The 25,548-nt window shown below is 41.1% G+C and carries 26 protein-coding genes; 11 read left to right on the forward strand and 15 right to left on the reverse strand.

Going from position 1 to position 25,548, the window contains the following annotated elements:
• Window positions 1-30: 30 nt before the first annotated feature.
• The 7 genes from AN944_RS05745 to AN944_RS05770 form a co-directional block, all read right to left on the reverse strand.
• Window positions 31-1,338: an AarF/ABC1/UbiB kinase family protein gene (locus AN944_RS05745; RefSeq protein WP_055023649.1), complete on the reverse strand. Its 1,308-nt coding sequence runs from the start codon at window positions 1,336-1,338 to the stop codon at window positions 31-33.
• 400 nt (window positions 1,339-1,738) lie between these two features.
• On the reverse strand, window positions 1,739-2,638 hold the full coding sequence (locus AN944_RS05750) for a hypothetical protein (protein ID WP_055023650.1): 900 nt from the start codon (window positions 2,636-2,638) through the stop codon (window positions 1,739-1,741).
• 12 nt (window positions 2,639-2,650) lie between these two features.
• Window positions 2,651-3,409: a hypothetical protein gene (locus AN944_RS05755; protein ID WP_055023651.1), complete on the reverse strand. Its 759-nt coding sequence runs from the start codon at window positions 3,407-3,409 to the stop codon at window positions 2,651-2,653.
• On the reverse strand, window positions 3,409-3,945 hold the full coding sequence (locus AN944_RS05760; RefSeq protein WP_055023652.1) for a hypothetical protein: 537 nt from the start codon (window positions 3,943-3,945) through the stop codon (window positions 3,409-3,411). Before AN944_RS05760 ends, AN944_RS05755 begins: the two co-directional genes overlap by 1 nt.
• A 7-nt stretch (window positions 3,946-3,952) precedes the next feature.
• On the reverse strand, window positions 3,953-4,237 hold the full coding sequence (locus AN944_RS05765; RefSeq protein ID WP_055023653.1) for a DnaJ domain-containing protein: 285 nt from the start codon (window positions 4,235-4,237) through the stop codon (window positions 3,953-3,955).
• Window positions 4,238-4,554: 317 nt separating this feature from the next.
• Window positions 4,555-4,677 carry a hypothetical protein gene (locus AN944_RS21950; protein WP_263863652.1) on the reverse strand — a complete coding sequence of 41 codons (123 nt, stop codon included), beginning with the start codon at window positions 4,675-4,677 and terminating at the stop codon, window positions 4,555-4,557.
• A 258-nt stretch (window positions 4,678-4,935) separates the two neighbouring features.
• The gene (locus AN944_RS05770) at window positions 4,936-5,478 is read right to left on the reverse strand and encodes a hydrolase (protein WP_055023654.1); all 543 of its coding nucleotides are present in this window, start codon (window positions 5,476-5,478) and stop codon (window positions 4,936-4,938) included.
• Between the two features lie 199 nt (window positions 5,479-5,677).
• Between AN944_RS05770 and AN944_RS05775 the strand changes: the two genes are divergently transcribed.
• The 9 genes from AN944_RS05775 to AN944_RS05815 all read left to right on the forward strand — a co-directional run bounded on the left by AN944_RS05775 (window position 5,678) and on the right by AN944_RS05815 (window position 15,904).
• The gene (locus tag AN944_RS05775; RefSeq protein ID WP_055023655.1) at window positions 5,678-6,712 is read left to right on the forward strand and encodes a DUF2235 domain-containing protein; all 1,035 of its coding nucleotides are present in this window, start codon (window positions 5,678-5,680) and stop codon (window positions 6,710-6,712) included.
• A gap of 119 nt (window positions 6,713-6,831) precedes the next feature.
• Window positions 6,832-7,746: a cobalamin-binding protein gene (locus tag AN944_RS05780; protein ID WP_235530861.1), complete on the forward strand. Its 915-nt coding sequence runs from the start codon at window positions 6,832-6,834 to the stop codon at window positions 7,744-7,746.
• A 299-nt stretch (window positions 7,747-8,045) separates the two neighbouring features.
• Window positions 8,046-9,305, forward strand: a complete 1,260-nt coding sequence (locus AN944_RS05785) for an efflux RND transporter periplasmic adaptor subunit (RefSeq protein WP_055023656.1) — start codon at window positions 8,046-8,048, stop codon at window positions 9,303-9,305.
• A gap of 42 nt (window positions 9,306-9,347) precedes the next feature.
• Entirely contained in the window at window positions 9,348-9,581 is a 234-nt protein-coding gene (locus AN944_RS05790; protein WP_055023657.1) for a hypothetical protein, read from the forward strand.
• Between the two features lie 72 nt (window positions 9,582-9,653).
• Entirely contained in the window at window positions 9,654-10,385 is a 732-nt protein-coding gene (locus AN944_RS05795; RefSeq protein ID WP_055023658.1) for an ABC transporter ATP-binding protein, read from the forward strand.
• A 20-nt stretch (window positions 10,386-10,405) separates the two neighbouring features.
• A complete protein-coding gene (locus tag AN944_RS05800) occupies window positions 10,406-11,719 on the forward strand; it encodes an ABC transporter permease (protein ID WP_055023659.1) in 1,314 nt (437 codons plus the stop codon).
• 17 nt (window positions 11,720-11,736) lie between these two features.
• Window positions 11,737-12,945, forward strand: coding sequence for an ABC transporter permease (locus AN944_RS05805; protein ID WP_055023660.1), 1,209 nt, complete (start codon window positions 11,737-11,739; stop codon window positions 12,943-12,945).
• Window positions 12,946-13,042: 97 nt separating this feature from the next.
• Window positions 13,043-14,488, forward strand: a complete 1,446-nt coding sequence (locus AN944_RS05810; protein WP_055023661.1) for a sigma-54 dependent transcriptional regulator — start codon at window positions 13,043-13,045, stop codon at window positions 14,486-14,488.
• 66 nt (window positions 14,489-14,554) lie between these two features.
• Complete coding sequence (locus AN944_RS05815; protein WP_055023662.1) at window positions 14,555-15,904, forward strand: PAS domain-containing sensor histidine kinase; 1,350 nt, start codon at window positions 14,555-14,557, stop codon at window positions 15,902-15,904.
• Between the two features lie 22 nt (window positions 15,905-15,926).
• On the opposite strand, the gene AN944_RS05820 is transcribed toward AN944_RS05815, so the two are convergent.
• The 3 genes from AN944_RS05820 to AN944_RS05830 all read right to left on the reverse strand — a co-directional run bounded on the left by AN944_RS05820 (window position 15,927) and on the right by AN944_RS05830 (window position 18,297).
• Complete coding sequence (locus tag AN944_RS05820; protein ID WP_055023663.1) at window positions 15,927-16,721, reverse strand: DNA-binding domain-containing protein; 795 nt, start codon at window positions 16,719-16,721, stop codon at window positions 15,927-15,929.
• A complete protein-coding gene (locus AN944_RS05825) occupies window positions 16,718-17,662 on the reverse strand; it encodes a DUF692 domain-containing protein (protein ID WP_082419925.1) in 945 nt (314 codons plus the stop codon). Before AN944_RS05825 ends, AN944_RS05820 begins: the two co-directional genes overlap by 4 nt.
• A 176-nt stretch (window positions 17,663-17,838) precedes the next feature.
• The gene (locus AN944_RS05830) at window positions 17,839-18,297 is read right to left on the reverse strand and encodes a hypothetical protein (protein WP_055023664.1); all 459 of its coding nucleotides are present in this window, start codon (window positions 18,295-18,297) and stop codon (window positions 17,839-17,841) included.
• 517 nt (window positions 18,298-18,814) lie between these two features.
• Between AN944_RS05830 and AN944_RS05835 the strand changes: the two genes are divergently transcribed.
• Window positions 18,815-19,198: an MAPEG family protein gene (locus AN944_RS05835; protein WP_055023665.1), complete on the forward strand. Its 384-nt coding sequence runs from the start codon at window positions 18,815-18,817 to the stop codon at window positions 19,196-19,198.
• A 290-nt stretch (window positions 19,199-19,488) separates the two neighbouring features.
• Here the strand turns inward: AN944_RS05835 and AN944_RS05840 are convergent, their stop codons facing one another.
• The 5 genes from AN944_RS05840 to AN944_RS05860 form a co-directional block, all read right to left on the reverse strand.
• Complete coding sequence (locus AN944_RS05840) at window positions 19,489-19,974, reverse strand: VOC family protein (RefSeq protein ID WP_055023666.1); 486 nt, start codon at window positions 19,972-19,974, stop codon at window positions 19,489-19,491.
• A 177-nt stretch (window positions 19,975-20,151) separates the two neighbouring features.
• Window positions 20,152-21,240 carry an alkene reductase gene (locus tag AN944_RS05845; RefSeq protein ID WP_055023667.1) on the reverse strand — a complete coding sequence of 363 codons (1,089 nt, stop codon included), beginning with the start codon at window positions 21,238-21,240 and terminating at the stop codon, window positions 20,152-20,154.
• A gap of 57 nt (window positions 21,241-21,297) precedes the next feature.
• On the reverse strand, window positions 21,298-22,407 hold the full coding sequence (locus AN944_RS05850) for an alkene reductase (protein WP_055023668.1): 1,110 nt from the start codon (window positions 22,405-22,407) through the stop codon (window positions 21,298-21,300).
• Between the two features lie 121 nt (window positions 22,408-22,528).
• On the reverse strand, window positions 22,529-23,218 hold the full coding sequence (locus tag AN944_RS05855; RefSeq protein WP_055023669.1) for a TetR/AcrR family transcriptional regulator: 690 nt from the start codon (window positions 23,216-23,218) through the stop codon (window positions 22,529-22,531).
• 89 nt (window positions 23,219-23,307) lie between these two features.
• The gene (locus AN944_RS05860) at window positions 23,308-24,732 is read right to left on the reverse strand and encodes a coniferyl aldehyde dehydrogenase (RefSeq protein WP_055023670.1); all 1,425 of its coding nucleotides are present in this window, start codon (window positions 24,730-24,732) and stop codon (window positions 23,308-23,310) included.
• 336 nt (window positions 24,733-25,068) lie between these two features.
• Between AN944_RS05860 and AN944_RS05865 the strand changes: the two genes are divergently transcribed.
• Window positions 25,069-25,500, forward strand: a complete 432-nt coding sequence (locus AN944_RS05865) for a universal stress protein (RefSeq protein WP_055023671.1) — start codon at window positions 25,069-25,071, stop codon at window positions 25,498-25,500.
• Window positions 25,501-25,548: the final 48 nt, after the last annotated feature.

Below are 25,548 nucleotides of genomic sequence, written 5' to 3' on the forward strand. Positions count from 1 at the left end.
TTACCGTTTTTAATCTAAAACAACAGCTCATTATTGATGAGCTAAAAACAATTTTTTTACATCGACTTTGGCTTGTATTCTTGAGGCGAGTAAATAAATGCCTGCAAGTTTACGATGAACAAAAATAGCGTCAGTTGGCGGGGTATGCCATTCATCTTGTTTGGTACTTAATGACTTGGCTGCATCAGTAATACGTTTAGCAAGATTGCTACTGGCAAAATCGTATGGACCTTCACTTCGCAATGGCTCGCAAGCTTGATAAAAAATATCAACGATAAAGGCTTGTTGCTCTGGAGTGATACTGTCTTGAAAAAAACCAATTGATTCGGCTGCACTTGTCATGAGCGCTTTATCACTTGTCATTGCACCTTGCATCAGCATTCGGTACCCATTAGACAGTGTCTTAGTAATTTTTCTGGTGGCACCGAAGTCGAGTAATACAATGCTACCTGTCTCTTTTTGGTACATAAAATTGGCAAAATTGGGGTCGGTTTGCACCAAAGAAAAAGTAAACAGTTCATCTAAAAACAATGCTAATAGATCAGTCGCGACTTTATCTCTGTCTAGCTGCGGTAATTCGCTGACGGATTCAATCGGTACACCTTCGACAAACTCCATAACAAGAATACTGTCAGTGCTATGTTGTTCATATAGTTTAGGAACGATAAATCGTGTGTCGTTAGCGACCCATTGTTGATACTCTTTTAGCAATCTTGCTTCGTAGCTGTAATCAGCCTCGTGATGCAATTGTGCTTTGGCTTCAGTCAGTAATTTATCAAACTGCACATTGTCGGGGACCAGCTGTGCTACTTTGAGTAGGGAGGCAACGTTATCAATGTCGCTGTCAATGCTGTCTTTAATACCTGGATATTGGATTTTTACCGCCAGTTTTTCACCTGAATCAAGATATGCTTGATGCACTTGGCCGATAGACGCAGCTGCAAATGGGCGCAACTCAAATTGAGCAAATGGCGCAAGCCAATCATCACCCCATTGCTGCTTTAGCGTAGCAACCAATTGCTTGTGAGGCATTGCTTTAGCATCATCACGAAGTCTAGCCAGAATGTCGCTGAGTTCTTTGGGAAGTAAATCGCCAGTATCCATTGAGATCATTTGGCCAACTTTCATGGCAGCCCCTCGAAGCTGCGCTAGCTTTTCTGCGACTTGAGTCAGGTTGTTGGGGGTAAGTACCAGTTGTTGTAATGTTGGCTTTTGCCCTTTACTCAGCTGTTTTGCACCTTCCACGAATACATTGCCTGCAAGGCGAGAGGCTAGCCCGCCTATTTTGGATAGTCTAGATAACCGACTGCTGGGAACACTGGCAACTTCTTTAGACATAGTGACAACTCATGTAATTAATGGATTCAGCTGCAACATCAACTTAATGATGCTGACACTGTATCAAGAATGGGGTACTCAATGTCTATCAACATGCAGTTTAATAGCTCATGAGTCTTTATTTAATTATAAATAACAATACGATTATTAGTGAATTTAGATCAATCAGTTAATCGTAGGGAATTGGGTGAGGTAAATAAGACGGTATAAATAAAGCCAAGCTAACACCTATGAATAAGCTGTAACCCTGATCAAGAGATAATTGCTGGTCTGCAGTGAAATGAGGAGTATCGAAAGAGGTAGGTAATGATAATGATGAATACGAATGACAATAGCGATTAACATACCCAGCATAAAAGCCGGGGGCAACAAAGAAGGTTTTGTTGCCCTAAGCTATTGATTAAAAGTCTATTGTGTCTTGCCAACCTAAAAGGACACTTTGTAAGCCATGCTTTTGCTCATAGCGTTCAAGTTTTTCAGGGCTTGCGTCACTTAATGCCAATTCTCGATACTTTTTGGCAAATTTAAGGGTGCGTAGAAGCTCTTGATAAAAGTGTTTTCCTAAATCTCGGCGTATGGCATCGGCTAAGGTTTCAGGTAGTTGAGATAATGCGCGTTCAGTATGGTTTTTAATCGACTCAGTGCTAAACCATTGCTCATTAAGCTCTATTTTACGTAAACGCTTTTTCATGTCTTCACGTACTTTGGCATCATCAAACATGATGCGGTACAAGACGGCTTCAGCCAGCACACTTTCAAGACCTAAACTGAACAGCGGATCGAGCTCAGTTTTAGCATAAAAGGTTTCAAGTAACACTTTGGTGGCTTCTTGGCTGCGATGATCTTGTAGCGCTGATTGATAATCTTGCCAACCTAGCCATTCTTCTGTGTCGGGTGGTGTAGAGATTTTCTCTAACAACAGTGGATTAATATCACCATAAAGCGATTTATCACTACCGTGCATGTGTTTGCTGACAACGGTCAACATGCTCCAGCCTTTTTGAAAACACTTCAACACACCATCAGGTGTTTGTAGCAAGGCAACTGAGCCTGCAGGCTCTTGGCCCGTCAGTGCAATAAGTCCAAGGCTCACAACTCCAATAACATCATGGCCTGCTTGCTCAAGTAGATGCATTTTATGCTTGTTATAAAACTTATCAGCCAGTTTTAAACTCATTAAAATCGCTTTGGATTTTATTTGAGTGATGTGCTCATCAGTTAATCTTTCTTCTGTGCGCCCATATTCTAGTACTCTACTAAAGTAAGGGCCTTGGTTATTATCACGTAATGCTAATTGCATTAACTCGATTCCTTAATCAAGAAAAGTAAACATATCGTCGACTTCGGCGTATTCATCAGCCACTTCGTTTTTCTCTTTAGCTTGCAGTACAAGCTCATTAACGAACTTACCAATAATTTGTTCCCATCCAGAACTTTCATTACGGAGTAAGTTTTTAATCGAAGAGGCCACATCTGGCGCAATTTGTTTAATTAACGCAAGCAAGCTACGCGGATCATCAATCGCTAAACTATGTGCTTCTTCATCTGCCTGCCAGTTGCTATAACCAACGGTTTCGCCGTCATCTTCATCGTCAAAGCTTTCGTAAATACTGTTGGTATCTTGCTCGGCTGAAGGCGATAAAATTAACTCGATAAACGGAATAGAGAGGTAGAATAAGCCTGCAGGATCTTCTGCAATACATTCTAAAATCGCCGCTTGTTTTTCTTCGGTACCCTGAATACGGATAAGGTAAGTTAAAAACTCAAATGTATGATGCATAAGCTCATCAGCATTGGTTTTAATTTGTTCTTCCCAATATAAAGGTTGCTGACAAACGATGTCGCGAATTTGTTCAGGCGTCATTAACTCCGACATAATTGACGGACATGAAATATCATGATGACTGTTAATCTGCGTTAATGTCACAATGTCCATATGTTCAATAACATCAACAAGTTGATCGTCTGACATCGTGTTTGCAATGATTTCGAATCGCTTACTGGCTTGTTGTGGCTCGACGTCAGCTAGATCTTTTATCTCTGCTGCGGTGAGTTCAATAAGATTGTTCATTATCGCTCCTCGTCATCATATTGGTCGTAATAACCTTCTTCATCGCTGTCATCATAGTCCCCATCATCATTGTAGGGGTCATAGCCGTCATCATTAGTGTCACTCGCTTCATTGGCACTAAAAGATTTACTTGGAGCAACCACATTATCTTGAGTATTCAGCAGGTAAACCACTGCGCAGCTTTCTATTAATAGCTCTTCAGAATATTTTCGTACCGCTAACACTAACGGGACATCAGCGTTATTAAATTGAATCGTTACCTTAAACTCATCCCAGCTAGGTAATTCAGCGTTAGCAATCCATGACGCCCATTTGGTTTTGGCTTCATCTGAAAAGCGAACACGATTGAATAGTGCAACAGGCAAATATTCTGGCACAGCTGCTAACATCGATGGATCGGCTAATAAAATCTCTTTCATCGAATCGGTGAATTTTGCTAAAGCTTCAGGGCTATCGGGATCGTTATACGATTCGATATTATCGAAGGCATTATTCTTTAACTCATTAATACGAGAGATATTAAGTGGTTTGCTCATGGGTTTCTCAAGAATAAAATTGGTCCCACAGCTCGGTCATAGCAGCTGTTGGGTTGGTCACGATGACATTATTAAAATCTTTAATAAATGCCGTTCTTAATTTTTTATCAGATAACACATCGTAGGCATTTTTAACCCGGTGCAGTTGCTCGGCTGCATGATGTTTTTCTTCTTCTGAAGCATTAATCAGTTTATCGGGATGGTACTTATTTGATAAACGTTTATAGGCTTTTTTTATTTCGTCTTCTTTGGCACTGGCTTTAACACCGAGGACTGTGAAGTGGTTAATCATATTTTTACCTATGGCGATTGAACTTGGATAGACTGATGCTATCCCACTAAATTATGATTATTTGGTTAGAAATAATAACAGAAATACAATCATTTCCATAAAACTATCAGCTAGTTTAGCTTAATTCAAAATACAGCGGGTAATATTGAATGAAAATAATACAAAAAGTGCTGTTATTGCTTTTTGTGAATAGAAAGCTGAGGTTATTAAAGTGCGTTAATACAGCTCTTCTTGAATAACGTAAATTGAATTAACGCATGTAAGGTGTGGGGAGTTTATACATCAAAGCGCACTTGGCGCTTGATGATGTATTAAGATTACTGCTGGTGCTTGGTTGAAGAGTCACTTTGCTGGTTTTCAATTAATGCCATTAATACTGGTACTAACTGGTTAACGATTCCTACGCAAAGGCTCAGTGCTGCAACATGTTCCCAACCCATTTTATGCTCCTTATTGACTGCCATTAGTCACTATTTGTGATGGATATACCAAGCTAGTTTGCTTTGGCTTTCCTTGAATTCACAACCAGAATATAAAACGTTGGATAATGAGATAAGTGAGCTTTGTCATGAGTGTCAATGACATTTGTCATGAGGTCGTTCGTTGCCGTTGAACCTGAGTTTATTCAAGCTTTATCTGAAGCACTACTTATCTAGCCTAAGCAATAATTAATGTTCAAAACTTAACTCAAATTCACATTACTTTATGAGTTTGAGTAACGCCTTGAAACGCTCACCTGTGGCTTGATGTTGCAGCTCAAATAAACATGATTCGGTATTGGTGAGAAAGGCGCCTTTTTGCTGCATCATTTGTAGGCCTAATTGTTTATTGTCTTGGCTGCGAGATGACACCGCATCGGCAACCACATGAACTTGATAACGATTAGCCAATAAGTCTTGGCAAGTTTGATACACACAAACATGGGTTTCGATGCCTGCTAAAATAATATTGTTACGATTGAGCCTTGCTAGTTGTTGCTGAAACTCATGACAATGCCAAGCACTAAAGTGCGATTTAGGGATAGCTTGTGTTGTTTTAGTTAATAGTGAAGCTAATGACTCGGTGGTCGGGCCTAATTTATCTGGTAGTTGTTCGACCCATAAAATGGGAATATCAAATAACTGTGCCCCCTGGATAAGCGTTTCAAGTTGCTGATGTAATTGGGATGACTGCTGCATGATTTGTGCAAGTTTGCCTTGAACATCAATAATGACCAATACTGACTTTTCACTTGTTAACATAAAAATCCCTCAGGTTAATCTGCCAATGTGCACCATTGTTTTGGCTATTCTTGCACCAGTAAACGCTAATTTTTGTGTTTCGCCTATTGTCGATAAGTCGAAGGAAGGAATCAGTCTAGGATGATATTGAGCTTGCTGCATTAGTGTTCATTTTGGGTTATTAATATTGATAAATAGCGGAGTCTTCAAGGATTAGGTAATGAAAAAACGTATTGTAATTTGTGCTGATGGAACTTGGAATCGGCCGGAAAAAAACCAAGATGATTACCCGACTAATGTGCTAAAAATGGCGAGAGCAATAAAACCTATCGCTGAAGACGGAACACCTCAACAAGTTTTTTATGATTGGGGTGTTGGCTCGTATTATGACTCGTTTTCCGGAGGGGTTACCGGTAAAGGCGTTCATAAAAACATTATGGATAACTACCGCTATATCGTTCAAAACTATCAAGATGGTGATGAGATATATTTATTTGGCTTTAGCCGTGGCGCTTATACCGTAAGGTGTTTATGCGGTTTGATTAATAATTGCGGTATTTTAAAACGTCCTGATGCTAACTTAATTCAACAAGCATTTAATCATTACAAAACCAAAGCTAAGGCCTATAAACCTAGCGGTGAAAAATCAATTCAATTCAGAAACAACCACAGCCACCCATCTAGAGAGGTCAAGTTTGTCGGTGTGTGGGATACTGTGGGGGCGATGGGAATTCCATTTTCATTTCTAGGGTTATTTGATGATAAAGATGAGTTTTACGACACTAAGTTAGGCCGTAACGTTAAAGTCGCAAGGCATGCCATGGCTATTGACGAAATAAGGAGTGACTTTGAACCCACCATTTGGGCAAACAACAATGATATTGATATTGAGCAAGTTTGGTTTGCTGGGGTTCATTGCGATGTGGGAGGCAGTTACTCGCCAGATCAAGATCAGACGTTATTGAGTGATATATCCCTACAATGGATGATTACGCAAGCAAATTTGCAATCCCTTAGTACGGAACCGCACTTAACGGATTCGCTTAATCCTAACCCCCAAGCAAGTAAACACAACTCGAAGAAGCACGTCTATCGGATCCGTGGTGAGTATATACGTGGCATTGATAAGGCTGGTTTGCCGGCCCAAATACATGAGTCGGTTAAGGTACGTTGGGAGCAAGATAGTCAATATCGACCGAAAAATTTAGTTAACTACATCAAGCAACACGGCTGGCCGATAAATTTGGTTGACTAAATAGTGAAATAACCTCGGTCAGCATGGCGTAATTAACCACCACATTATTTTCCGAAGTGAGTTAGTATAATGGGGCGATGACTTCGCGAATGTTGTTAATAAATATCATAAGGGTACCCATGTTGTTTCTTACTAAATTGAGCCGTATTTGGGCAATAACGGCACTCGTATTGATGACGTCAGTAACACTCAATACAGCCAATGCAGCACAAGAAACACATCTGTTAGGCAAGGCAACAAGCAAGGTCATAGACACCGCTACCCCCCAGAAAACAGCTAAGCGTGTCATTGCCTTATCTCCTCATGCAGTAGAAATGTTATTTGCCATTGGTGCAGGCGAGACAATAGTTGCAACCACGGACCATGCTGATTTTCCTGAAGAAGCCAAAGCGATTCCGAGTATTGGTGGTTATTACGGTATTCAAATGGAGCGCGTTATTGAGCTGAATCCAGATCTTATTGTTGTTTGGCAAAGCGGTAATAAGCTGGATGATATCAATCAATTAACCCAATTAGGCTTTAACGTGTTTAATAGCGATCCTAAGAGTTTAGATGATGTCGCCAAAGAGTTATTGCAACTTGGTGAGTTAACTGGCCATCAAGAAAAAGCACAGCAAGCCGCTGATGAGTATCGATTACAGCTTAGTAAAATCAAAAAAAGTAACGCCCAAAAACCAGCAATAAAGGTATTTTATCAATTATGGTCTACGCCCTTAATGACAGTATCTAAAGGCAGTTGGATTGAACACATTATTAGTGCATGTCATGGCGATAATGTGTTTCTTGATGCTGCGAGTGAATACCCACAAATCAGTGTTGAAAATGTATTACTCACCGATGCAGAAGTGATTTTACAAAGCCAAGATGAAGGCAATATTATTGGTGTCGATTGGTCAAAGTGGCCTGAATTACCAGCAGTTAAAAACAATCATATCTACCAGCTTAATGCAGACTTACTGCATCGAGCCTCCCCCAGAGCCATCTTAGGTGTGCAAGCATTATGTGCAGCCTTAGACAACGCCAGAGTCAACTGATGTGAAAAAAGCGTTCTATTCCATTTAGCTCCAACAGTCATCCCTTCTTTTGAAAAGTGTCCACTCGGACACTTTTTTGTTTTTCGGACACTTTTAAAGGTGTCCGCGGACACTTTTATGAAATTAAGTTATTACTACAATTGCTTAAGTTATTGAAATTAATCAATATTTAATTGTTGGCATAGCTTGTGCTCTATAAACGTCATACATTCAACGATATCGTGAGTGACCGAAAAGCGGACAACCTTTGTGTCCATTTATTTTGCTAAGGCCACAGCAACGAATTTCAAGGAACTGAAATGATTAAAGATACAAGTGCTCAAGACACAGTGGTGACACCGACAATGGGTCGTAAGCTTCGCCTACCTATGGTGCTAGGGCTTGCTGGATTACTAACGAGTGCATTGGTGTGGGCAAGCTTAGGTCACGATAGCAGTATTCGCTCTGTTGATAGTAAAGACTTACGCATGGCGACAGTCACTCGTGGCACCTTAGTCAGAGACATTGCGACCACAGGTAAAATCGTTGCCGCCAATGCCCCAGTGCTATACAGCACAGAGCAAGGTGTGGTCACTTTATTGAGTCAACCAGGTGATGAAGTAGAGCAAGGCCAAGTGGTTGCTCAAATTGATAGTCCGAAACTTCGCAGTCGTTTTCAGCAAGAACAATCGGTCTTTGCAGCAATGGAAAGTGATTTGGAACGTGCCAAGTTAGATGCACGACGCGAGCAACTTCGAGTTAGCCAAGTGCTTGATATGGCGAAAGTGGACTTAGAAGCGGCAGACAGAGAAAGTCGCCGAGGTGATCAACTGATTGAAAACAGCCTGATTAGCCGAATTGATTTTGAAAAAGGCAAAGATGAGCTGCATAAAGCCAACTTACTGCATCAACATGCATTACAAGAAGTTGATTTAATGCGAGATACGCTGACATTTGAATTGAAAAACCGTGCACTAGAAGTCGACAGACAAGCCTTAGTGGTAACCGAGCTTGCCCGTCAAATTGCGGCATTGGAAATTAAAGCACCAGTAAAAGGCATTATCGGTAATTGGCTGGTGGAACAAAAAGCCCGTATTGGAGCGAGTCAGCCAATGTTAACTGTGGTGGATTTAAGTGCTTTTGAAGCAGAACTTGCAGTACCGGAATCATATGCTGATGACTTAGGTATAGGAATGGATGTTGAACTGAGTTTTGGCAGCGTCACCGTAATGGGGCATTTATCGTCTATTTCACCGGAAGTCAGAAATCGTGAAGTAACAGCAAGAGTGCGCTTTGAAGCGATTGATAGTTTGTCATTACGTCAAAATCAACGCTTATCAGCAAGAGTGTTACTTGAAAATCGTCCTAACGTATTGATGGTTAAACGAGGGGATTTTCTTAATCGAGGCGGTGCTACTGCGTTTGTCATGAATGACGACATGGTGCAAAGAACAGCAGTGACTTTAGGTGCACGAAGCATGAGTGAGATTGAAGTTATCGACGGGGCTAAAGAAGGTGATGTATGGGTTATTTCAGGCACCGAAACCTTCAAAAATGATACACAAATTCAAATTAGATAATCACAGATAAGTGACTTGGACTGTACAAGTAAGGATCTCAGGATGAAATTATTACAAAGTAAACCAATGACAGGCTTTATTGCTCTGATGTTATTGAGCTTAGCGGTGAGTTATCGCATTGATGAAAGCTTCAATTGGTTGTCATTTAGTTTCCACATTATCGACTTAACGGATCAACTATCAGAGCAAGTGAGTTATGGTCTCACGAATGACATGGTAAAGATTTTATTTGAATTAGATTTTCCAACAGCACTGCAAATCATAGTGCATTTTTAAGCGCGAATTCACCGATTAATTGAATAAACAAAAATTGGCAAAACACAGAGCCAATAAGACAAGGACAGACTCATGTTATCAATGAAGAATATTAGCAAAGTGTTTAAAACGGACTTAGTAGAAACCCACGCATTGCGTGACTTTAATCTTGAAGTGAAAGAAGGCGAATTTGTTGCAGTGACTGGCCCATCAGGTTCAGGTAAAACTACCTTTTTAAATATCGCAGGTTTGCTTGAAGGCTTTACATCGGGGGAGTTCAGTTTAGACGGTGAAAACGTGTCTAATTTGAGCGATAACCACAGTGCTAAAGTTAGAAATGAAAAAATAGGGTTTATTTTTCAGGGCTTTAACTTAATTCCTGACTTGAATCTTGCTGAAAATGTTGAAGTGCCATTACGCTACCGTGGTTTTAATGCAGCTGAACGTCAACGCCGTGTGAAATCGGCACTCGAGCAAGTGGGTTTAGGCGCAAGAATGAAGCATTTACCGACGCAATTATCGGGCGGACAACAGCAACGTGTGGCCATCGCTAGAGCGTTAGCAGGCGAGCCACGTTTTTTGTTAGCAGATGAGCCAACAGGTAACTTAGACAGTTTAATGGCTAGGCAAGTGATGGAATTACTTGAAGATATTAATCAACAAGGTACCACCATCATTATGGTGACCCATGACGCAGAGTTAGCAAGACGAGCACAGCGTAATATTCAAATTGTAGACGGTCAGGTATGTGACTTTTCTATGTATCAAAAGGCTGACCAATCTGTTGTTGCTGATCTGCAGCAAGTTGCCAACGCCAGTCGCTAATTGAAGCAGGAGAGAAGCTTATGTTTTTTTATTATTGCGATCTTGCTTGGCGCAGCATCAAGAAAACCCCAATGTTATCCATGTTAATGGTGCTGGCCATTTCCATCGGCATTGGCATAACGATTACCACCTTGAACGTGTATAAAACGATGTCGCATAACCCTGCAGGTGATAAGAGTAGTCAGATAAATTCGATTCAGTTGTGGAGTCAAGGCCTGGATACCTGGGATGACTTTCATTCAAATCTTACTTACACCGACGTGATTAATCTGCGGAACAACAATCAGCTGGAATTAAAAGCAGCGTCGTATCGTACAGGTCTTGCGGTTCAATCTGAGAATCCTGATATTCAGCCGTCATTAAAAAGTGTGCGAATTACTGATCGTGACTTTTTTAACATTTTTGATGTGCCGTTTTTATATGGGCAACGCTGGGATAAAAGTGTCGATAGTCAGCCAGCTTATCAAGTGGTGATTGGAGAGACCCTTAATCAAACATTCTTTAATGGTAACAACAGCGTCGGTGAAACCTTGTATTTGAATCGTAAACCCTACCAGATCGTAGGGGTGATTAAAGATTGGAATCCTCAGCCTAAGTATTACGACCCGACCAATGGAGCATTTAATGATGCAGAAGAAATTTTCATTCCATTTTCACTAAATGAGCAAGAAGAGTTTGATGTGTGGGGAAACACCAGTGGCTGGCGTTTCGAGCCGATGCTTACTTACCAAGACCGATTAAACTCAGAAAAAACGTGGATCCAATTTTGGACATTTCTTGCAACAGATGATGACAAATCTGAGCTCGCGACTTGGCTTACTCATTATGTCGAGCAACAACGCAATTTAGGGCGATTTACTGACACGGCAAAAAGTGCAGCCGAGGCGTTTCAAATTAGTGATGTTGCCTTATGGCTTGAAAATAATGATGTCGTGCCAAGAGATAACAAGATTCTCGTAGGATTAAGTGTACTGTTTTTGAGTGTATGTTTGGTCAATATCCTTGGCTTATTACTGACTAAGTTTTTAAAACGTGCTCCCGAAGTCGGCGTTCGCCGTGCTATTGGAGCAAGTAGAGCGCAAATCTTTAGCCAATATATGGTTGAGGTTGGTTTAATTGGCTTTATTGGTGGAATTATCGGTTTGCTTTGGGCGTGGGGCGCATTGACTGTCCTTCATGCTGAATTCAACATGGAGCAAAGCGTTACAGGGCTTGATAGCAGCATGTGGATTATTACGCCATTAATTGCCATTTCTACCGCTGTATTAGCAGGGGTGTATCCAGCTTGGGTTGTGTGTCGTACTAAACCCAGTGTGTATTTAAAAGCTCAGTAGTAGAGAAGGAATTCAACATGTTACATATTAAGCCAATATTATCGAGTTTAATGCGCAGTAAAAGTGGGCCTGTGCTGTTGTTATTACAAATCGTGTTATCGGTCGCCATTGTTGCCAATGCGAGTTTTATTATCCATGAACGCTTAACCATGATGCAGCGTGATTCTGGTTTACTTGAGGAGCAAATTTTAACCTTTAACGTTTATAACTTTGACCCTGCAATTGATAATGTGCTGCAAAACGAAGTTGACCAGCAAATTTTACGTAGCTTGCCCAATGTCATAGAGGCAAGCTCAACTAACATGGTGCCACTGAGTGGCAGTGGTTGGATGGACCGCTATGTTGATAGTGCAGATGAAAATACAGCAGAAAGTATGCCTGGATTTGCTTTGTATTTAGGTAATGAGCACTTACTGAATGTTATGGGATCTAAACTGGTAGATGGGCGTAATTTTCGTCCTGAAGAAATTAATACTCAGTTAGATCAAAGTGGCATGCTCGCAATAGTCTCAAAACCTTTAGCGGAGGCGTTTTGGGGGGATGAGTCCCCTGTGGGGAAAACCATGTACCAAGGCAAACAGACGATCGAAATTATCGGCGTGGTGGATAAATTACAAGGCGCCTGGGTGAATCATGAAAACTTTGAATACAGTGTGATTCAAAATATTGATTTTGGTGGCGGGTTTAAAAACAAAACCTATATGGTGCGTGCGCTTCCTGAGCATATTCCCGCTCTGGAAGAAGTGATAATAAAGGCATTTCATGCAGAAAACCCAAACCGTGTAATTGATGGCTTTTCATCACTAAGCGAGACCAAAAAAGGCGCTTATAACAATCATAGATTGATGGCGACATTATTAAGTATGATGGTGATATTGTTACTTTTGATTACCGCGCTCGGATTAACGGGTATGGTTATGTTTAATATTCAACGCCGCACGAAACAGATTGGAACTCGTCGCGCTTTAGGTGCTAAAAAGCGCGATATTGTTAATTACTTTATGGTTGAAAACTACCTTATTTGTATAGCGGGTGGACTGATTGGGGCCATGCTGGCATTGCAGTTAGGTCAACAATTAATGAGTTTGTATAATTTACCTATGCTGCCAGTCACTTATCCTATTGCAGCGGTGATAGGTTTATTGCTGGTGACCACATTAGCGGTAATGCTTCCAGCATTAAAGGCGGCTAAGATTTCTCCAGCGATGGCGACGCGCAGCGTTTAATTTGATGTCGCTAAATTAGCCTGCTCGTATCTTGGTAAGATATAGGTTAGCGTATTAACTCGATAATTTAGCTCGATAAATAAGAATGATGGGAAGTATGGACAGTATTTTAGTCGTAGATGATAACAGTTCAATTTGCAGCGCATTAACGTTAATGTTGGACATTCATGGCTATAAAGCACTGAGCTGTGAAACGCCAGAACAAGCACTGGCTATTGTGGAAAAACAAGATATTAGCTTAGTGATTCAAGATATGAATTTCACCCGAGATACGACCTCGGGTGAAGAAGGCAAACAGTTGTTTTATACCTTAAGACAGCAGCAGCCTAATCTGCCGATTATTTTGATGACTGCATGGACGCAACTTGAAACCGCAGTTGAATTAGTTAAAGCCGGCGCTGCAGATTACATGGGTAAACCATGGGATGATGCCAAGCTGCTCACGAGTATCAATAACTTACTGTCCATTTATCATCTTTCTAAACAAAATAATCAGCTTGCTAGAGTTGACTCAGAGCGCATGAGTGTGATTAATAACGCTGATTTATGCGGCATGGTGTTTGGTAGTGGAGCTATGCAGCGCTGCATAGACTTGGCCTTACAAGTTGCCAAATCAGACGTCTCGGTGATGATTACCGGGCCTAATGGCGCAGGTAAAGACAAAATAGCCGATATTGTTCAAGCCAACTCTTTATTAAATAAACAACCCTTTATTAAGGTCAATATTGGTGCATTACCAATGGATCTATTGGAAGCTGAACTATTTGGGGCTGAAGCTGGAGCGTTTACAGGCGCGAATAAAGTCAGAATAGGGCGTTTTGAAGCGGCAGATGGCGGCACTTTATTCTTAGATGAGATCGGTAATTTACCCTTATCTGGGCAAGTTAAGTTGTTACGAGTGCTGCAAACAGGCGAGTTTGAACGACTTGGCAGTCACCAAACTCGCAAAGTGAATGTGCGGGTTATCAGTGCGACGAATGCTGATTTAGCCGACGATATTGCCAAAGGGACTTTTCGTGAAGATTTGTTTTATCGGCTCAATGTGATTGAGTTACCTTTGCCGCCATTGAATCAGCGTATTGATGATATTTTGCCGTTAGCGCAGCATTTTGTGGGTGATGGATTTACGTTTGAAAAAACCGCTCAACAGGCCTTGTTAGCCCATGCTTGGTCAGGCAATGTAAGAGAGTTAGAAAACGTGTGTAAAAGGGCGGTGCTACTTGCTACCAACGCTGTTTTAACGGTGGATGACTTGGGGCTATTACCTTCAACAAACTCATCGCTTTCGAATGTGAAAACAAGTGAACCTGTAACAACATCGACTTTTACACCTAAGCAAGGGGTACCATCACAGGAAAATGGTGAGCATACTCAGCAAGCCCCTCAACAAGTGAGTGCCGCTCAAGTTGAGCCTGATAAACAACAGATTGAGCAGGCGTTGCAGCATCACAATGGTGTTATCGCCAGAGTGGCAAAATCCTTAGGGTTAAGTCGCCAAGCGCTTTATCGCAGGATGGATAAGTATGGTTTATCCTCAAAATGATATTCCATAAGCGCTGTGAACATCATAAAAAAGTAAAACGGATGAATAATAAGAGTGAACCGATAAATGAGATACACGCTACAACTGCGCAGTAAGTTAGTACTTGGTAACGTGTTTTCCGTTGCGTTAAGCGGCTTATGCGGTTGGTGCGTGTGGTTTTTTCTTGGCAGTGAACATGTTTGGCTAGCGCTGCTAACGAGCTTGGGCTTGTGTTTTGTGTTAAGCATGTGGTTAACAACTGCACTCAATGACAGCCTGAAAGCATTAGAAGTGGGCTTACTTAATTTTAAAGATAATGAGTTTAGTGTGTCGTTGCATGGTTATGGAGAGCCTCAGTTAGATGCCATTGCTGAGCTTTATAATCAAGCATCCCAAAAGCTGCGAAACGAAAGGCAATTTATTTATCAGCGTGAATTAATGTTGGACAAAGTGATTCAAAACTCGCCCAATATTATGTTGTTAGTTGATGACAATCAAAGGATTATCTATGCAAATGACGCCGCTAGGCATTTATTTAATCAAGGCGTACGTATAGAAGGAATGCTGTTAAATGCACTTATCGCCGAGCTGCCGAGTGCATTAAAGCACGCATTGAATAGTCAGCATGAAGGATTGTTTTCAATTGATGTGAACAATGAGCAATTAACATCGGACGGCAGCGGTAATGAAGAGCTGGAAACCTGGCATATTTCTCGTGGCAGCTTTACTCAAAATAACCAACAGCATCATTTGATTCTACTAAAACAGTTAACTAAAGAGCTTAACCGTCAAGAAGTGGCTGTGTGGAAAAAAGTGATTCGAATTATCAGCCACGAGTTAAATAATTCTGTCGCGCCAATTGCGTCTATGGTTAACTCTGGGCGAGTGTTAACCAAAGATCTTGATAATGAAAAGTTGGCACTTATTTTTGATACCATCGAAAACAGAACCGCTCACCTAAGTCAGTTTATTTCTCATTATGCACAATTTGCTAAGTTACCTTTGCCACGTAAAACCACAGTAGATTGGTCGCAATTAGTCGATCAGTTAGCTGAGCAATACCCGTTTAAACTCACCTCTACTTTGCCAACGTTGAACATTGCGCTCGACAGTGTTCAACTTGAGCAAGTCCTGATTAATCTGCTTAAAAATGCCCATGAGTCAGGCTCAGATACACAGCATGTCACTTTGGATATCGATGAAGTCACTCATCCTGTATCTGGTATTTTGATTGTAGTGGCAGATCAAGGTAGCGGTATGTCCAGCGAAGTGTTGTCTCAAGCCTTATTACCTTTTTATTCAACCAAACAATCTGGTACGGGGATCGGTTTGCCTCTGTGTCGCGAGATTATCGAAGCGCATGGCGGTCACATTACCATGCAAAACAAAGTTGAAGGCGGACTGAGCGTTAAATTATGGTTACCTAAAGAGTCATAGTAAGATTCATTTATGGCAGCTGTTAGTTAGACAGACTTCTGATCATGCCTTTTTTAAACCAATCTTGTAAGGTCTGTAATACCACTGCGGGTGCGCTGTGTTCATCATACCAATTAAGCATCAACTCGCACTGTTGAGCGAAGTTTTGACCGGCAATAAATCCGGTAAGCAGCGCGTGCTGGCTAACCGTTAAGGACTCAAATTGAGTTAGCCTTTCGCTATTTCGCCACAGTAACCAATGACGTTCTCGCTTGTAGTATGGTGCATCTGGATGGGTGTCGGCTTTTAATGCTTGCCAGCTTTCAACTGCGTTACTTTGGCAACTGAAAACTTGAACACTCGGATGAAAACGTAATTGGCAGTTTGGCCAATATTCAGGTGGTAAATGTTGTAACGCTTCAAAACCTATTCTGTCTGCATCTGCAGCATCAAAAGCAACCAGTAAGCGACGTTCAAATTCTGCTATGTCAGCTAAAATAGGATACTGGCTAAAAAATGCATCTTGGCGTAAATATTCAGTCAAGTTATTGCAAAAATGCCTTAATGAGCTGGTGGCTGATGGGTGTGTTTGAATGTACTCTTTCGATAACTTATCGAACAATTCATCACCTAAATATAACGCTAATATTTGATGGTCAGTTTCAAGGGTTTCAGTAAGGCGAGTACGATAAGCATTAGCGTAAATTTCCAAACGATGTTGCGCTGAAATCCCCGTTTGTTGTGCCACTCTGTGGGTTATACTTTGCGGATGTTCAGGAGAGGCCTCAAAGAGCAGATACTGCATAAATTCTTGTTGAATTTTAGCTAGTTTACTCATACTGCAACCTTTCTTTTTGGCAATAACGATTGGGTCTGAAAGGCTGCTGTAGTATGAGAATCTAACCCCGTGGGGGTTAATGATGAACAAGCCAGTGCAGGGTGACCAGGTAAAGTTAATTCAGCAATTTTTTGAGCTTCTAATAATTCTTGGTATAACACTGGAAAATCAGGAATATTGGCATCTCGCTCAATCATGGTACTTATTGGACCAAAGCGTTCAAGTGCGGCTTGATATAGTGTCCACACACTCGGTGGGACTTCGTTGTCATGAGTATCAATCACATATTCGCCATGATCCGAATGGCCAGCTAAGTGAAATTGCTGCACTCGTCTAGGATCTATTTTATTTAAATAATCAAGCGGGTTAAAACAATGATTACGCGCACTGACATAGATATTGTTGATATCCAGCAATATTAAGCAGTCTGCTTCTTCAGCAACTTGAGATAAAAACTCCCATTCGTCCATTGTCGAGTCTTTATAGGATAAGTAACTCGAAACGTTTTCGAGTAATAAACGGCGACCTAAAAAGTCTTGCACGACGTTTATACGTTCAACTACGTGCTTTACGGTTTCCTCTGTATATGGCAAAGGTAATAAGTCATGGCTGTTAACACCATGAATTGAGGTCCAACAAATATGATCAGAAATCCACTTCGGATTAATGTCATTACTGAGTTTTTTGAGAGACTTGAGGTAATCCATGTCTAATGGATCTGTGCTGCCAATCGACATAGAAACACCATGCATCACGACAGGGTATTGCTCAGCGATCGCTTCAAGGTAATAACGAGGTTTACCCCCTGCAACCATGTAGTTTTCTGATAGTACTTCAAACCAATCTATGACTGGTTGATGCTGCAAGATGTACTCAAAATGATCTGTACGAAGCCCTAAGCCAAAACCAATAAAGTCTTGCGTAATTTTCGAATCTGACATGGGCTTTCCTTAGGTTAGTCATAACCTTCATGCTGGTGGAAGACGGATGTTGACTTGCTTGTTATCGAATGAATTTAAGCAAAATAAACGGCTTGGCAATAAGGAGACGAATCTTACCAAGCCATTATTACAACTCGTGTTGTCGATTATGCTTAAAAGTTGTTCAGGCTTGAACGTTAGCCGGTTTTACCGCCGATATCGGCGCATGATTTTGCGGTTGTATTCACAAAGCCTGTGCCTTTACAGCTTGCTTTACCGCCACAGGCATTGTCAGCACCTTTACAATCATTGTGCCCTTTACATACGTTAACACCGTAACAATGGACCAAATCAGCTTTGGTTATTTTACCAACCCAATCATCTTTTATTTTCCCGCCAACATCGCTACACGCTTTAGACGGCATAGCAACAAAACCTGTGCCTTCACAACTCACTTGACCCTTACAAGCATTGTCAGCTGTACCGCAGTCATTGTGTCCTTTACAGATGTTGACGTCATAACAATGGACTAAGTCAGTTTCACCCGCTGTAACGGGAGAGGTATCTGATTCACCTGCAACGACTTGACCAGATAACCCAGCCATTGCCATGGCTAGCGCTGCACCTGATAGTGCGGTTTGTGCTTTAGTATTCATGATATTTCCTTGCATTAACTCATCAGTACAAATTGAGACTTTGATGAGTTAGTGTTTTGCTAATGAGTAAGATCGTAGACACTTCCATGCCTTCCTTTGACTATCTTCCTACTTGTTAAACGATACTATCCGCGGTTATCTGTCTTAATAGCAGGTAGTTATATTGACCGTGGTGGCGTTACAGATATTTCATAAAAATTAATTTGTTATCGAAGAAATAAGGTAAATGACAAGAAAGGATTTTCGTTATTTGCTGATTTTAAATAACTTTTTATTAACAATGCTTGGTTAAACTTTTTCAACTAATGAAGCCCAATTGCTAGGATCTTAGCTAATGAATATCCAATTAAGCCGTCATTGTGGTTAGGAGAGCTCCAATATTGGCCTTAGACCTATTTGTTGTTGGATTAACTGATGAGATTAATTGAAGTCGCTGCGATGAGCTGAAATGGGTTTTTATACGTATAAAAAAATGTTTTACTATCCGCTCATTGATTACTGCAAGCTAGGAAGCACCATGCAAACATTACTTATTTGTCTTTTTATCGCCTTATTATTGCCTTATTTTGCTAAAGGCCCCGTTGCTGTTGCGATGGCTAAACTAGGTGGGTATGACAATGCACATCCTCGCGCGCAGCAATCCCAGCTAACAGGACTCGGTGCTAGGGCGCTTGCCGGGCACCAAAATGCATTTGAATCACTCATTGTGTTTGGCATTTGTTGTCTAACGGCAATTGCTACAGACAATGTTAATTCGACAGTGAGTACGTTAGCCATAGTACATGTGGTCGCAAGAGCGGCCTATCACATCTTATATATCAAAGGTTTATCGACCCTTAGATCGCTTTCTTGGTTTGTGGCTATTTTCAGTTCGTTCGGGATTTTTTGGCAGGCGTTTTAGTCGGCACTAAATTCAATTTAGATTAGATTAGCGGATCAATATTGCCAATATGTTAAGTTAAAACAACTTACTTAATTGAACTGATTCAGGTGGCAATGTACTGGTTTTGTTCTCGCTTAAATGATCTCCGTCATCAATGGCTAAGAATGCACATTATCAAATGTTCATAGCAATTTAGCTAAGCCTAGTTGTTTGCACTTTATCAATATCGACAGCCTAGATAGTGGTTAGTTAAAAACGAAAAAGCCGTCAACATTATTGACGGCAAATACTGCAATGGGGTGGTGGCTTTATTCGTATTCAGAAGAGTAGGTTTCAGAATAAGAATGAGAATATAACTCGAATAAAGTACCGAATGGATCTTCTAAATAAACCATTTTATAAGGCTTGCTGTCATCTTCTGGATGATATCGCATGGTTTCCATTCGAGTCTTGCCACCATATTGTCTTACGCGTTCAATGACACCTTCAAAATCATCTGTTTCCAGAGAATAATGAAATAAACCAATTTTTGAGAAGTCGACATGATGACGCTCTTCTCTGTCTTTCATTTCAAATAGTTCGAAACCGACTCCGTCAGTGGTTACCAGGTGGGCAATATTAAAGCCTTTAAACCCTTCGCCAAATACAGCGATACACATGGCTCCAATGGCGGTTTCTTTTTCTTCGATGACAGCAGATTTTCCCATTACGACTTTTAGTCCCAATGCTTTGGTATAAAACTCAATCGCTTTATCCATGTCGCTGACCATAATACCTACATGACTCATTTTCATTTGCTTCACCTTAATAATGTTTGGTTCGTTTTGATGAGTGAAGTATATGGCGATATCGCACTGATTAAAAATTATCAAATTTTATATTTTTAATAATTTTTTGTTATTGATTAGTGGGGAGAGTGGATGATTCACGCCAAAAAACTCACTCACCTTTAAAGATGAGTGAGTGTGCTGTTATGACGCAGTTGGGTAATCAATATAACCAACTTCATTTCCACCATATAAGGTTAATCTTGCATCGGCATCAAATTCAGCGAGTGGCTTGTTGTGTTTAAAGCGTTCCACTAGGTCAGGGTTTGTGACATAAGGCGTGCCAAAAGCAACCAAATCGGCATAGCCTTTGGTTAATAATGTTTGTGCGCTTTCTTGTGTCAGTTTACCAGCGACCATAATGGTATGAGGATATATGGCTCGCATCTCTTGTCTAAAGTGATCTGTTGCTTCTGTGTATTCACCAATATTTTCAGAAAAATGCACATAAGCTAAATTAAGTGGGGCAATTTCTTTAAGCAGCAACTTTGTGACGTCAATAATATCACTGTCAACTTCACTAAAGCCTTCACCTACCAAAGGCGATAAGCGTATTGCGACTTTATTGGCACCTATGGCATCAGCAACAGCGTTGATAATATCCACTGTCAATCTAATGCGGTTTTGTTGACTGCCGCCATATTGGTCCTGTCGCTGATTACTGACTTTACGCATGAATTGGTCGAGTAAATAGCCATGTGCACCATGAAGTTCAATACCGTCAAACCCCGCTTCTATTGCGTTTTTTGCTGCTTGGACAAAATCCGCAACGGTTTGGTCGATATCAGTTTGCGTCATAGCACGAGGTACTGAGGTTTCAACCATGCCATATCCCCCGTCAGCGAGAGGACCATAGACTTTATCTGCTTGTTTTATCGCTGAAGGAGCAACAGGTTGCTCACCAGCAATATCAGTATGAGAGCGTCTGCCAACATGCCAAAGTTGAGTAAAAATTTTACCGCCTTTTTGGTGTACGGCATCGGTGACTAACTTCCAGCCTTCTATTTGCGCTTGTGTATAAATGCCAGGTGTCAGTGAGTATCCTCTGGCCACTGCTGAAACTGGCGTTCCCTCTGAAATAATTAACCCCGCACTGGCTCGTTGCTGATAGTAAGTTGCCATCAATGCGTTAGGCACATCGCCAGGCTGACTGGTGCGTGAACGTGTCATTGGTGCCATAGTCATGCGGTTAGCAAGCCTTGAACCTGCTAAATCAAATTCGGTAAATAACATAACAATTCCTGATGATTGTTGATAAAAATGCAAATTAAAATGAAACACCTAAGGTGATTAGGCGCTTTCTGATTCTGAAAACGTGGGATAATCAGTTAAGCCTTTTTCATTACTGCCAAACAAGGTTTGTGGATCATGATTTGCCCAAGGTTGACCGTGTTTTATCCGTGATGGCAGGTCTGGGTTCGCGACAAATGGTCTACCAAAAGCAATCATGTCAGCCACACCTGATTCGATAGCTGAGATTGCTCGTTCAACGGTGTATTTACCCGCATAAATCAACACTCCGGCAAAGGCATTGCGTATGGCATTTTTAAAGCTATTACTCATAACGGGGGCATCATCCCAGTCGGCCTCTGCAATATGTAAATACGCAATATTATGCTTATTTAACAGCGCAGCTGCAGCAACATAGGTTTGTTCTGGATTAGCATCGACAGTGCCATTAAGTGTCGTGAGTGGTGCTAACCTGACACCAATTTTGTCGGCACCAATAGCTGCAGCCATTGCGCTAATCACCTCATCAAGAAATCGCAGTCTATTCGTTAAGTTACCACCATATTTATCAGTACGGTGATTAGATTCAGAATCAATAAACTGGTTAATCAAATAGCCATTAGCGGCATGAAGTTCAATACCATCAAAACCTGCATTAATTGCATTGCTAGCCGCTTGTGTAAACTCGGCGATCACTGTATCAATATCTGCTTGTGTCATTTCGCGTGGGGTTACCACATCAACAAAACCGGGAGCATGAGTACCATCGTCGATGAAAACCTTGACGTTATTCGCTTTAATTGCAGAGGATGAAATAGGTTGCAAACCACCAATATTTTGCGGGTGAGTAACACGACCAACATGCCACAATTGAGCAAACATGATCCCATTGTTGGCGTGTACAGCTTTGGTAACTTTTTGCCATCCATCTAATTGGGCTGATGAATATATTCCTGGGGTCCAAGCATAGCCTTGTGCTAAAGGGGATATTTGTGTGCCTTCACCAATGATAAGTCCTGCTGAACTTCGCTGAGCGTAATAGGCTGCCATCATTTCATTTGCGCTGTTATCAGGCAAACTCGCTCTTGAGCGGGTCATGGGGGGCATGACAATGCGATTTGCCAACGTAAGTTGGCCTAATTTGATAGGGTTAAATAGTGCTGCTGTCATGATTTTTCCTCGACATTGGGCTAATGAAGGAAATCATAACGGCAAGAACTCATTGCAAAAACAGCAAATGATACAAATAACTTTTGTTAATTATGCAAAAGTAAATACTGTAATTTCAGCGCTACAACTTCATTGAGCGCCAAAACAGTTCAAAACTTGCTTCACGATGGACTTTATCATGGCCCCACTGAGGGTTATCGGTGAAGTAGCGAATCGCAGCTAAATATTGACCATGGCAATTCTCAAGCATTAATGTGATTGGAAAATCGGCAATGATATTCAGTTGCTGACCTTTAGCGATAAGCTCAATAATGAAATGTAAAATACTGTTCATCGCTTGAGAGCGGATTTCGGGATCAATATCAGATGATAAAGAAAACTGCAGGAAAAATTTTTGTTTGGTTGGATTTAACAGTGCCCAATCAATCGCATGTTGCCACAGTTTATTGGCGCTGCTTTTTAATGTCGCTGCGTTATTTACATCGGCTGAAATAGAGTTACTGGTATGAAAATCTATATCAGTAATCAATTGCTCTAAAGAAGCCTCTTTATCATTGATTGGCGATAAGGATTGCGTCATCGAATGGGTAAGCGAATCAGCAAACTCTTGCTTTACCACAACAAAGAGATGATTCAATAGGGCTTCTTTAGAAGGAAAGTGATGAAATAAGGTGCCTGTTGCCACCCCTGCTGTTTTTGCTATTGAAGCCGTGGAAGTGCCATGAAAGCCTTGGTCGACAAACAGTTGTAGCGCGCCATCTAAAATAGCTTGTTTTTTATCTGTTGCAGCAGGTTTTACGGTGGCTGACATACGCGTTTGATTTCCTATGTTGATTTATATTCTTTGTTTTACTTAGGCTTAGAATAAAGTGGGTGAGGATATATTGCACCCACTTTGAACTAACGTAAAAACATCTTCATCAATAGCGCTTGGATTTTTGTACCATAAGGAGGATGAACAAATAAACCAGAATTAAACTTGCCACTTTTAAGGACTGTTTTGGCATGGCTAAACGTCAAAAAACCTTCTTTACCATGATAATGTCCCATGCCTGATGGGCCAATACCGCCAAAAGGTGCATCATCTGCAGCAACATGAAACACAGTATCGTTTATACAAACGCCACCCGAATGGGTGTGCTGAACGATGTGTTGCTGGGTTGAGCTATCAAAACTCATGATATATAAGGCTAATGGACGTTCTCGTTGATTAATATATCCGATCGCATTATCAATATTTTTATAGCTCACAATAGGAAGCAAGGGGCCAAAAATCTCTTCTTGCATCACGGTCATATCATCGCTGGTAGCAGTGATTAATTGAGTCGGTAATTTTCGAACATTAGTATCAATGTTGTATTTGGTTGCAGAGTGGATCACCGCACCTTTTTGTTTAGCGTCTTCCAATGCAGTTAATAAACGCGAATATTGACGTTCATTAATGACATTGCCGTAATCAGGGTTAGAGTCAAAGTCAGGGTACATCTTATTGAAGCGCTTTTGATATTCACTGATGAGTTCATCAACCTTATCTTCTGGGCATAAAATGTAATCAGGTGCGACACAGATTTGGCCAGCATTTAAACATTTACCGTAAATGAGTCGCTCGACTGCTGTGGCAATATCAATATCAGGTGCAATAACAACAGGAGATTTCCCGCCGAGTTCAAGTGTGACAGGCGTGAGGTTATCGGCCGCAGCACGCATAACGTGACGACCTACTGTGGTAGAACCGGTGAAAAGCATATGATCAAAAGGCAGGGCAGAGAATGCCGCTGCTACATCAGCTTCACCCTCAATGACTGCAACTTCATCTTCATTAAAGATTTTTGCCAACATTGCTTTAATCACTTGGTTGGTCGCTGGGGTAAATTCAGACATTTTCAACATGGCTCTGTTACCAGCAGCAATGGCGGTTATTAATGGACCAATGGCTAACATCACAGGGAAATTCCATGGGACGATAATGCCGACAACTCCCAATGGCTGATAGTGAACCGTTACAGATGAAGGCGCGAGAAGTAAGCCCGCATGACGACGATTTGGTTTCATCCATTTTTTAAGGTTTTTCAGCGTGTAATTGATGTTATTTACACATGGCATGATGTCAGAAATCATGGTGTCGTTACTTGAGCGATGACCATAATCGGCAGCGAGAGCAGTAACAAATTGCTCACTTTGCTCCAATAATCCAGCTTTGAGCTGTTCAAGTTTGCTGACTCTTGACTGATAACTAGGTGCTGGCATTGAGTTGTAAGCCTGTCGCTGTAGGTCGAGGTGTTGTTTCAATGAGGTTTGGTGTGTTTCATTGAGCGCCATATTCATCTGCTTCTCCTAGTGTTTTTCTGCAGCCTAGTTATCGTTTAAAATTAAACCGACTGATTAGTCGGTTTAATATGGGCTATAAATCATCAAAAGGCAAGTTTTAGATAATTTGAGTCACAGAAGTTGATACAGCTCAAGGAGCAAATTAGTGTTTTACACTACACTTTTATTAGGAGATAGTAATTAACGTAAGCCACACGAGATTTAAGTATTAATTAAAAATGTGTTGATATTCTGCCTATGGATATTGTCACATTAAGTCTTGTTTAGGCGATATCAGTAACACCTAGTTAGCTGAAAAATTTAATTTTTTTCAATCTACAAGAGGGCGTCACTATGCGTTCACGTAATATATTATGGCCGACTGATTTTTCTGAGACGGCTTCTCATGCTTTGCGATATGCCATCGAAATGGCAAACTTATATCAAGTTGGTATTCGTATTCTTCATGTGGTTGATCAGCCTCTAGGTGATGAGAATTATATGATTCTCGCCATCACACCAGAAGAGTTAGCAAAAAGTATGGAGCAGGCCGCTGCAGATAAAATGCGCGGTTTATTAGCTGAGCTTAAAACTGACTTACCCGTCGAAACCCTAATTCGTCGAGGCGATGCAATTGAAGAAATCGTTGCAGAAGCCAATAGCGGTGATATTGGTATGGTAGTGATCGCTAGTCATGGCCGAACAGGGTTAGCACATTTTCTCCATGACAATGTCGCGGAGGAAGTAGCCAATCAAGCGCTTTGTCCAGTACTGGTTGTGAAATAGTTAGCGTGCACTGCGCTTGATATGTGAGTTGTTTTGTAAAGCGAGAAG

Origin of the sequence: Shewanella sp. P1-14-1 (assembly GCF_001401775.1) — a bacterium.
Classification (GTDB): Bacteria; Pseudomonadota; Gammaproteobacteria; order Enterobacterales; family Shewanellaceae; genus Shewanella; species Shewanella japonica.